Origin of the sequence: Azospirillum sp. B506, from assembly GCF_000333595.1 — a bacterium.
Classification (GTDB): Bacteria; Pseudomonadota; Alphaproteobacteria; order Azospirillales; family Azospirillaceae; genus Azospirillum.
The window spans coordinates 1-9038 of the sequence record NZ_BADK01000147.1; the positions used below are offsets into that span (position 1 = coordinate 1).

General features: G+C 61.6%; 10 protein-coding genes. 4 read left to right on the forward strand and 6 right to left on the reverse strand.

The window, feature by feature from the left end:
- Positions 1-50: 50 nt before the first annotated feature.
- Genes I71_RS05295 through I71_RS05305 form a run of 4 tightly spaced genes read right to left on the reverse strand, consistent with a single transcriptional unit; the run spans position 51 to position 4196 of the window.
- Positions 51-1853: a type IV secretory system conjugative DNA transfer family protein gene (locus tag I71_RS05295; protein ID WP_244433648.1), complete on the reverse strand. Its 1803-nt coding sequence runs from the start codon at positions 1851-1853 to the stop codon at positions 51-53.
- Positions 1850-3247 carry an LPD7 domain-containing protein gene (locus I71_RS34795; protein WP_244433650.1) on the reverse strand — a complete coding sequence of 466 codons (1398 nt, stop codon included), beginning with the start codon at positions 3245-3247 and terminating at the stop codon, positions 1850-1852. The genes I71_RS05295 and I71_RS34795 overlap by 4 nt, the downstream gene beginning before the upstream one ends.
- Positions 3244-3849, reverse strand: coding sequence for a relaxase/mobilization nuclease domain-containing protein (locus I71_RS05300; protein ID WP_049975936.1), 606 nt, complete (start codon positions 3847-3849; stop codon positions 3244-3246). The genes I71_RS34795 and I71_RS05300 overlap by 4 nt, the downstream gene beginning before the upstream one ends.
- Positions 3846-4196 carry a hypothetical protein gene (locus tag I71_RS05305; protein ID WP_042691798.1) on the reverse strand — a complete coding sequence of 117 codons (351 nt, stop codon included), beginning with the start codon at positions 4194-4196 and terminating at the stop codon, positions 3846-3848. Before I71_RS05305 ends, I71_RS05300 begins: the two co-directional genes overlap by 4 nt.
- 398 nt (positions 4197-4594) lie before the next feature.
- On the opposite strand from I71_RS05305, the gene I71_RS34800 reads away from it, so the two are divergent.
- The 4 genes from I71_RS34800 to I71_RS35615 all read left to right on the forward strand — a co-directional run bounded on the left by I71_RS34800 (position 4595) and on the right by I71_RS35615 (position 8163).
- Positions 4595-4948 carry a TraK family protein gene (locus I71_RS34800; RefSeq protein WP_049975937.1) on the forward strand — a complete coding sequence of 118 codons (354 nt, stop codon included), beginning with the start codon at positions 4595-4597 and terminating at the stop codon, positions 4946-4948.
- Between the two features lie 10 nt (positions 4949-4958).
- Positions 4959-5744, forward strand: coding sequence for a conjugal transfer protein TraL (locus I71_RS05315; RefSeq protein ID WP_083896986.1), 786 nt, complete (start codon positions 4959-4961; stop codon positions 5742-5744).
- Between the two features lie 5 nt (positions 5745-5749).
- Complete coding sequence (locus tag I71_RS05320; RefSeq protein WP_042691801.1) at positions 5750-6184, forward strand: hypothetical protein; 435 nt, start codon at positions 5750-5752, stop codon at positions 6182-6184.
- Between the two features lie 1151 nt (positions 6185-7335).
- Positions 7336-8163, forward strand: coding sequence for a replication initiation protein (locus I71_RS35615; protein ID WP_159107349.1), 828 nt, complete (start codon positions 7336-7338; stop codon positions 8161-8163).
- Here I71_RS35615 and I71_RS35620 read toward each other — a convergent pair whose 3' ends face one another.
- Together I71_RS35620 and I71_RS35625 are read right to left on the reverse strand one after the other, a co-directional pair.
- The gene (locus tag I71_RS35620) at positions 8164-8442 is read right to left on the reverse strand and encodes a helix-turn-helix transcriptional regulator (protein WP_083896988.1); all 279 of its coding nucleotides are present in this window, start codon (positions 8440-8442) and stop codon (positions 8164-8166) included.
- A gap of 13 nt (positions 8443-8455) precedes the next feature.
- On the reverse strand, positions 8456-8773 hold the full coding sequence (locus I71_RS35625) for a helix-turn-helix transcriptional regulator (RefSeq protein ID WP_083896989.1): 318 nt from the start codon (positions 8771-8773) through the stop codon (positions 8456-8458).
- Between the last annotated feature and the right edge of the window lie 265 nt (positions 8774-9038).

The following is a 9038-nucleotide window of genomic DNA, read 5'->3' on the forward strand; positions in this document are numbered from 1 at the left end:
CTTGGGCGCGCGACGGTCGGTTGATGGAGCTGGAACCTTGGCCCGTTCGGCTAGACCGGATCGCGGAAGTAGAGGCTCTGCGTGCCATAGACCGGGGCATGGCCGGCGGTGAACACCAGCACGTCGCCCGGCTCGCTGATCCGGCCGGCCTCGTCCTTCACCGGGGCTTTCAGCCGCATCACCTCGTCAGGCGTCAGCAGCGGCCGGCTCACCTCGTGATAGGAGCGTGTCACCTGCTGCAAGACGGCGCCAAAGCGCGATCCGCTGGTGGAGATGTCCTCTTTGACGATCGTCGTGGTGCCGGTCATCTTCGACAGCCACTCGGCCGTCTCGACCTTGTTCGGCGCGTAGGCCACCCGGACATGGCAACTGGACAGAATGCTCTCGTCCTTGCCGTAGAGGCTCCAGAGCTGAGCCACGTCCTGAACGATCACATAGGCCTTGATGCCGTAGCCGGTGATGAAGGACAGCGCCTCCTGGAAGACCTCCAGCTTGCCGAAGCTGGCGAACTCGTCCAGCAGCAGCAGCAGACGGTGCTTATGAAGCGCCTGCTCCTGGCCGTCGACGAAGGTCATTTCGTCGCGCACCAGCACCCGGACGATCTGGTTGATGACCAGCCGCATCAGCGGCTTCAGCCGGTCCTTGTCGGCGGGGCGGACAACCAGGTAGAGCGACACCGGCAGCTTATGGTCCATCAGGTCGCCGACCATGAAATCACTGCGCCCGGTGTTCTGCTCCACCAGCGGATCGCGGTAGAGGCTCAAGAAAAGCCCGGCGGTGGAGAGGATGGGGGCGCGTTCCTCGTCCTCGGTGTTCAGCATGTCGCGCGCCGCTGCCGCCACCACCGGATGGGCCACCGCCTCGCCGGTTTCCGCCTTCCAGAGATGCCGGTTCTCCAGCATCTCCTCGTACAGCTCGATCACCGGTCGCTCGGGATCGGACAGGGCCTGCGCCACCGCCGGCAGGGTGACGGCCCGCCCGTCCTTGGCTTCCTTGTAGCTGAGATGGAGGATGACCCCGGTCAGCAGCGCATGCGCCGACGCTGCCCAGTGGTCCAATTGCCCGGTGCCCTGGGGGTCAACCATGATGGTGACGACGTTCTGCACGTCGCCCACCTCGTAGAGCGTGCCGAAGCGGATTTCCGCCAGCGGGTTGAAGGCAACGCTGCCCTCGGCCGCCGCCGGATCGAACTTCATCACCACATGGCCCTGCGCCTTGCGCCAGCCCGCCGACATCGCCCACAGCTCGCCCTTCATGTCGTGGGCGACGACGCTGTGCGGCCAGGACAGCAGGGTGGGGACCACCAGCCCGACGCCCTTGCCGGATCGCGGCGGCGCGATGGCGGCGATGTGCTCCGGCCCGTTGTGCCGGAGATAATGCAGCCGGCCGGTCGCCGGATCGGTCCAGCCGCCGACATAGACGCCAGCACCCGGCTTGTCCGCCGCCGGCAGTAGCCCGCTGCGCTCCACCTCGCTGCGGCCCGCCCAATGGGCGGTGCCATGCACCCCTTCGTGCCGGGTGGCGCTGCGCGTCGCCAAACCAACGGCCAGGACATAGGTCAGGATGCTGGCGCCAAGCCTGCCGAGAAAGCCGAGATTGGCTTTGTCGAACACCTCCTTGGCGTTCCAGTACCAGTCCATCTGCCACTGGAACCACGCCCACGGCGGATAGAAGACGCCAATCACCGGCTCCCCCAATGCCGGGTGATAGCCGAGACTCTGCGCCACATACTGGGTGCAAACGCTCGACAACCCGACCACCGTCCCGGCTAGCAGCAGCGGCCCGAACAGCCGCGCCCGTGATCGCTTGCGCTTTGGTTGGAGAGTCGGACTCAGCGGGCCGGCTGTCGTCATCGCTTGCGCCCTCTCGATGGGGAAAGGAGGCGGCCTCGGCTGTCCAGCTCGACCGTCTGCCCCACTCGCCAGGTGCTCGCCTTGGCGGCCTGGGCGGGGGTGACCGGCTTGACCAGCGTCTCGCCGCCTCGATGCAGCAGCACCACCTCGGCACCGTCTTGCAACCTACGGCGGCCTTGGTAGACCACCGGGCCGGCGTCGCTCGCCGTCCAGAGGCGCGTATAGTCTATCGACGTTACCACTTCCCTCCTACTGTTCCGCTGGGAGACGAAGTCGGTGACGGATGTAGATCCTTCGGCCTGGGTCATACGCTCGGCAAGCTGGGCGCGCTTCTGCTCAAGTTCGGGATCGGCAAAGCGCACCTCCAGCCCCTTCATCGCCGCGAGCTGCGCCACCTGAGTCCGAAATTCCTGGCTGCCCTCCACCACCAAAGCCCGGCCACGGAAGCGGTCATCGGCCAGCGACAGGGCAAGGAAGGCCGCCCCGGTGGTGACCTCGGTCACCCGTACCTGGGTCGCCTCGTCGCTGACCACCCCGCCATCCTCCACCCGGTAGACCAGCGCGCCGTCCCTGCCGGCCTTCGGGCGCAGCCGCTCATAGACGATGTGCCGGGCAACATCGGCGTCGGTCGCGGTCAGCAGGTTCTCCGCCATCCGGCGCTGCCGGCGGGACCGGCTGCGCAGCACCGCCACCGCCACCTCGTTGCCCCGGCTGGCCTCCACTGCCAGGAACTCTTGCCATGTCGGCAAGCTCTGCCCTGCCGCCTGCTGGCGTTGCCGAGCCTGCTCCTGCCGCCACGCCACCGCATCGGCCCGGCGCTGATGCGCCAGCATCGTGTAAGCATGTCGGCGCTCGGCCGCTGTCAGCACCGGGCTGCGCTTGATTTCCGCCCGCCGTGCCGCATACCACCCTACCAGCTCCTTGACGTGTTCCGCCTGCGCCTGCCGCTGGGCCGCCCGTTGGGCCGCTCGCGCCTTTAGCAGCGCCTCCCGCTGCGCCTGGTACTCTTGGTACAGCGCCTTGCTGTTGCCGTGGCGGTGCAGCGGCACTTTCTGATAGCTGCGCCCTGGTTGGGTCGGATCGCCGGCCGGCGCTGATGTGACAAAACGGGCGGCTTCCGCCGCCCCTTGCGAACTGTCACCGTTCGGTCGGCGTTGGATCGGCGCCGGGGGTGGCTCATAAGCCCCCAACCGCTTCGTCAGCGATTTGGCCGACAAGCTGCGGTCAACGCTGCTCGCCTTCACGCCGAGTCCTGTTTCCTCCTGCACGATGACCAGACCGGCGCCCTTCCGTCGGATCGCCAGCCCATGGCGCTCCAGCACCGCGTGCAGCTCGCCCCAGTTCGCCGCCTTGGCTGCCCCCTCCACCAGCTCGGGGCCGGCCGTCTCCTTCACCCACCGCAAGAATGACGCCTCGCCCGCGTGCGCCTCAAAATCACCCGGCCGGCCGGCCAAGGTCGGGCCGTCCATCGGGTGGAGCTGCAATCCGTGCTTCTGCTCCAGCCCCCGGCACAGCCGGAACAGCTCCTGTAATCGTAGAACGGCTCGATGCAGCGGAAGCTACGGGGATGCACCCGGTTGATCGCGATGTGAAGATGGAAGTGCTGGGTGTTGCTGTGGGCAGCGCTGATCCGCTGGTGCTCGGCAAAGCCGATGCCGGCGCACAGCGTGTCCTCGATGTCCTCCAGCTGCGCCCTGGTCGGTTCCTCCCCCTCGGGGAAGCTGACGATCAGGTGATAGCTCTTGTCCCCCTTGGAGCGCTTGTTGCGTTCCTGGGTCGCCAGGATCTCACGGATCGCCCAACCCGGTTCTTCCGAATGGCAGTTGGTGATGCGCGACCACGCCATCTTTTCCCCGCCGCCCTTGGCGTCCAGAATGTAGTCCGCCGTCCGCGTCCATAACTGGGCCGCCGTCTCGGTTTTGGCCGCCAGAATATAACGACCCAATCTTGCGAAATCGGAGGTCGCCGCCGTCCGCCTGACCCGCTTCGCGATCATAACCGGGTCACCGCATGGCGAAGATCGTCCTGGGTGTCCTTGATCTGCCCCAGCAAATCACGGATGTCCGCGACGGGCACACCCCGCCCTGGCATGTCGGTCAGCCACAACTTTAAGAGGCCGCCCAGTCGGCCAAGGTCGGCGTTCACTTTCGCCAGCCGCTCGACCGCATCAAGGTCCACCACGCTGCGCGGCTGATACCCCAGTCCGACACTCCGCAGATAGGCCGACACCGACAATCCGGCCGCCGCTGCCTTCGCCTCAATGCGCGCCCGCTCGCTGGGCGACACCACCACCCGAAGCGGCCGGTTCCGCTCCCTCGTCTCTGCGGTTTCCGATCTCGGCATGGTGGTTTCCTCCCTGGCGTTCAAAGCGGCGGCAGCCGCCGTATGCCTCGCAGAGCAAGATCAGCGTCGAGCCCGAAGGGCGAGTAAGCGCGGGTGGTGGGGGACGACACGGCTTCGCCGTGTTGGCCAACAACACACATCTTGCGATCCTCAAACATGAAATCGTATGAAATTATCTGCAACTGTCTGAAATGGCCTATACCAACCGAGTCAAAAACGCAGAGTTTCGCAGTTTCTTTCATATAATTTCATACGATTTCACATAATTTCATGAGTATCATCCCGGAAACACCCGCTATTTCAGATAATTTCATATACTTTCAGAAAATTTCATATGGTTGCAGATAATTTCATATGTTGGTAGTGTTCTTTGACTTGGCGCAGACATGAGGCGGAGGATGAGCGACCAACAGCCCAAAAAGCGGCGGAAGGGCGAACACCGCGCCCTGTTCCTCACCCGGATCGACGTGATCCGCACCGAATTGCAGCAGGGCTGGCCGGTCAAATCCGTCTACGAGCGGCACAAGTCGGAATTGCAAATGTCCTATCCTCAATTCTGGCGATACGTGTCCTCCCTGATCCTGAAAGGGACACCGAAGGGGAGCGGCACCGCCCCTCCCCATGAGGCTGTGCCCCCCCCGGTCGGCACTCCAGAACAGCCTCCCGCCAAGCCCACCGATCCCGATGGCGGCCCTGTGATCCGCCAATTTGAATACAATCCTCGCGCGAAAAATCCCGAGGACTTGATTTAAGGAGTCACCGATGGCTACCAAGGCCCAACAGGCTGCCAATGAGGCCCTGACCGCCGCCCCGGCCTTATCTCAACTGGCGCCGCAAATTCACATGACACTCCAGGGAAAAGGGGGTGTCGGAAAGTCCATGGTTTCGTCCCTCCTGGCCCAGTACCTCACCGCCAGCGGTCGGCCGATCACCTGCATCGACACAGATCCCGTCAACGACACCCTCTCAGGCTATGCCGCCCTCAAGGTTCGCCGCCTCGACCTCTTGCAGGGCAACCAGATCAACACCCGCAACTTCGATGCCATGATCGAGCTGCTGGTCTCGGAGGATGCCAGTGTCGTGGTCGACAATGGCGCCGCCTCCTTCCTCCCCCTCACCAGCTACATGCTGGAAAACGGCGTTGCCGACCTTCTGGCCGCCTCGGGCCGCCAGCTCGTCGTCCATACCGTCGTCACCGGAGGGCAGGCTATCATGGACACCCTCACCGGCTTCGATCAGCTCGCCCGCCAACTCCCTGAAAGCGCGCAGATGGTGGTGTGGCTCAATGAATACTTCGGCGACATTCTCGCCGAAGGAAAGGGATTCGAAGAGATGAAGACCTACCAGACCAACAAGCATCGGGTGAAGGGGCTGGTGCGGATCAAGCGCTACACCGGGGAAACCTTCGGCAAGGACATGGAAATGATGCTGGATCGCAAGCTCACCTTTGATGAAGCGGTCAGAAGCCCTGATTTCGGTCTGATGGCAAAGCAACGGCTGACGATGATGAAGCGCGATATCTTCAACCAGATTGCTCTTGTCGTCTGACGGCCATGGACGTCCAACGGCTCATAGGGGAGGTCGCCAAGCGGCACAACGTGCTGCTCGGCCCCTCTGACCCGATCCTCGTCACCCTCACCCTCAACGAGCTGGTGCTCGCCCAGTATGTCGAGCGGCTGACCGCCACGCTGGAACAGGCAGAGGACCGGACGGCTGCGGGATCGGCCCAGCAGATCGCCGCAGCCCGCGAGCTGGCCGGCAAACTGGTCACCGAAACCGGCGGCTATGTGGCCGAACAGGTCGAGGAAGCCGGCAGGGCCGTCCAGGCGCAGCTTATCGCCTCTCTCGGCCGTCAGGTGCAGGCCGCACAAGAGGCCGCCCAACAGGCCGCCATAGCCCGCCGGACGGCTTTCTACGCCGCCCTGGTGGCCGTGGGAGCCGTGTGTTGCCTCTCCGGCGGTCTGCTGGTCGGGGTGATCGCCTTCTAGGGCTGCCTGGTAGTCTGACACCGCCAGCCGGCGGCCGGCCGATCCAACGGTGACATTTTGCGATGGGTGTTACCCGCCCGTTTTGTCACATCAGCACGACAGGGTGCCGACCGGCCGCCTCTACGGTGACGTTTTGCAATGGGGGGCAGCCGCCCGTTTTGTCACATCAGCACCGCAGGACGCCCACCGGCTGACCGCCTCTGCGGTGACGTTTTGCAATGGGGGGTGCAGCCGCCCGTTTTGTCACATCAGCACCGCAGGGTGCCCACCGGCTGACCGCCTCTGCGGTGACGTTTTGCAATGGGGGGTGCAGCCGCCCGTTTTGTCACATCAGCACCGCAGGGTGCCCACCGGCTGACCGCCTCTGCGGTGGCGTTTTGCAATGGGGGGTGCAGCCGCCCGTTTTGTCACATCAGCACCGCAGGGTGCCCACCGGCTGACCGCCTCTACGGTGACGTTGTGCAATGGGGAGCAGCCGCCCGTTTTGTCACATCAGCACGATAGGGTGCCGACCGGCCGTCTGTTCCAGTGGTGACGTTTTGCAATGGGACTAGGCCCCTGCTCCGGATAGCAAATGATTGGACACCAGGGATGAAGGAAACTTCATTTTTCTCCCTTTTTTCCAAACAAATCAAAAAGTTCTGGTTGTTTGCTGCCCCGGTGGGCTTGTGGGCAGAGGTGGGCGGCGGTGGGCAACCGCAATAGCGGTGGTCCACGGTCGCCTGCCGGTGCGCCCGAAGGCGCACTGTCCACAAATCCACCGGGAAGAGGCGGGGAGTTATCCACAGCAGGAGTTTCAGATTCTTAGATTCAACTTCTGGAGCGAATAAGTCATTGATACAGAAAGGAAATATCTCTCTTATTGTGACTTAACGGGCGGTTTGTTGTGACTCAACGGGCGGGTGCTTGTGACTCAACGGGCGGTTTGTTGTGACTCAACGGGCGGATGGCTGGGCCTTCAACTGCCCAGGAAGTTCCTTCCGGAACCCGGCATACTCTGATGTGACTCAACGGGCGGATCGGGCAACGGAAAGGGTAAAGACACTTCGATAGGAAGGGGTGGGAAGAGGCTTGATGGAGGGGGTGTGTGACTCAACAAGCGAACATGACGTGACTTGACACTGATGTCACGTCACAATACCGTTTCCCGCATGAGTCGTACCATTGCACAAAAAACCAACGCACTCGGCTTCCCTAAAGCTGGTGAGTTGATTGAAATTACCGGCGCTCATGAGCTGGAAGCCATGGATCGCGCCGCTTTGAACCTGCTCTACCAGCACGCTCATAGCAGCGGCAACCTAGGTGAACCTGGGGCTGAGTGGGAACTGCCGATGCATGTCCTTCGCCCGTCTAAGCATCAAAGTAATGACCGGGTGCGTGATAGCTTGGATCGGCTAATGCGCGTTGTTGTAAACGTACCATATAAGGATCAAAAGACAGGCGAACCTCGGACGATAAAGACGCACCTATTTGAGTTCTTTGACCTGTCAAATGATGAAGCTGCGTCTCGTTCAAGCGTGCGCTATGGGCTCCCGAAGAAGCTTCAGCCTATCATTGCTCAGTCAGGGCACTGGGGCCGTATCCGAGCAGAATTGATTTGCTCGATGACAAGCAAGTATGCCGTTGCGCTCTATGAGCTGGTTCAGCTTCGGGCGGAGATGGAACGGTCTGTGGAGACGTTCTCCATTGATCGCTTTCGTGATCTGCTGGGCGTGCCTCCTGGGCGCCTCACGCGCGGCCCTGACTTTGTCCGGCGTGTTCTGGAACCTGCGGAATTAGAGGTGAACGGCCTTACCGACCTCGGTGTGAAGTTGGAAGTTCGGCGCGAGAAAGGGCCACGCTCTGCTATCGTGGCGGTCACAATTGCATGGTGGAAAAAGGAAGGAGAGGAGTTCCGGGAAGCTCTCAAAGAACGTCAGCGATCAAAGGTTGGCCGAATGGCTCGCTTGCGCGGTTCTGTAGAGGAACCTGTCCTGTAACTAAGGTTCCAGCAGCTCGTGCAGTGGCTTTCCCACCACACGCGCCAGCAAAGCCATATAGCTGAGGCTAGGAGAATAAAATGATCGCTCAAGAAAACTGATATAATTCTGGCTTATGCCAGTCAGTCTCATGATGTCTCGTTGAGAGAGGCCAGCTTCTAGACGTGCTTTCTTGAAGTTTCTTGCGAATATTAGAAGCTCCGGCGGTGCATCCTCTTTTGCAGAGGGCTGCTTATGAGGCTTGCGTGTGGAGAGCGGTTTTTTGACATCTTCTGTCACGATTGAAGCGCCTTCACTTTGGCTGTGAAGGTTTCAGCGTCGATGAAGGCTTAAGCAGTTCATGCAGCGGCCTGCCCACCACACGCGCCAGCAAGGCCATGTGTGTCAGGCTGGGATCAACCACAGCCCGCTCCACATCGGACACGTAAGCCTGCGAGACGCCAATTCTCTTGGTGATGTCAGTTTGTGTCAGGCCAGCAGCGAGGCGAGCCTGTTTGAAATTATGGGCAAAAATCATCAATTCCACTGGCTTGTCTTTATGAGACACCCGGCGTTTACGAGAGGCTGGCTCCGGCTTTTCCTCTGGATCAACCAAGTCTATCGCCTGCATTTATTGTTCTATGAAAGAAGGTATCAAATAACGTGGCCTTGTAAGTGATGCTGCACTATACACGGCCGAGCCGACTCGCTTCTTAAGAAGTTACGAGGGGGCAGGGAGGAGTTAACAGCAAGAAATTTGGATTTCGCAACCCAGTCATTAGGTGCGCCACCTCTCACTCCCGATCTAACCCGGCGTTCTGCCGTGTTTGCGCTTTCACATTACGGGCACATTTTGGGATTTCAAGCATCTTGCGCCCTCTGATCCATAGGCAAAG

What these genes read in the sequence shown, in the direction of transcription:
- I71_RS05295 (WP_244433648.1), bottom strand. Translation starts at nt 1,853, where the DNA reads ATGACGACAGCCGGCCCGCTGAGTCCGACTCTCCAACCAAAGCGCAAG.
- I71_RS05305 (WP_042691798.1), bottom strand. Translation starts at nt 4,196, where the DNA reads ATGCCGAGATCGGAAACCGCAGAGACGAGGGAGCGGAACCGGCCGCTT.
- I71_RS35615 (WP_159107349.1), top strand. Translation starts at nt 7,336, where the DNA reads ATGAGTCGTACCATTGCACAAAAAACCAACGCACTCGGCTTCCCTAAA.
- I71_RS05300 (WP_049975936.1), bottom strand. Translation starts at nt 3,849, where the DNA reads ATGATCGCGAAGCGGGTCAGGCGGACGGCGGCGACCTCCGATTTCGCA.
- I71_RS35625 (WP_083896989.1), bottom strand. Translation starts at nt 8,773, where the DNA reads ATGCAGGCGATAGACTTGGTTGATCCAGAGGAAAAGCCGGAGCCAGCC.
- I71_RS34800 (WP_049975937.1), top strand. Translation starts at nt 4,595, where the DNA reads ATGAGCGACCAACAGCCCAAAAAGCGGCGGAAGGGCGAACACCGCGCC.
- I71_RS05320 (WP_042691801.1), top strand. Translation starts at nt 5,750, where the DNA reads ATGGACGTCCAACGGCTCATAGGGGAGGTCGCCAAGCGGCACAACGTG.
- I71_RS05315 (WP_083896986.1), top strand. Translation starts at nt 4,959, where the DNA reads ATGGCTACCAAGGCCCAACAGGCTGCCAATGAGGCCCTGACCGCCGCC.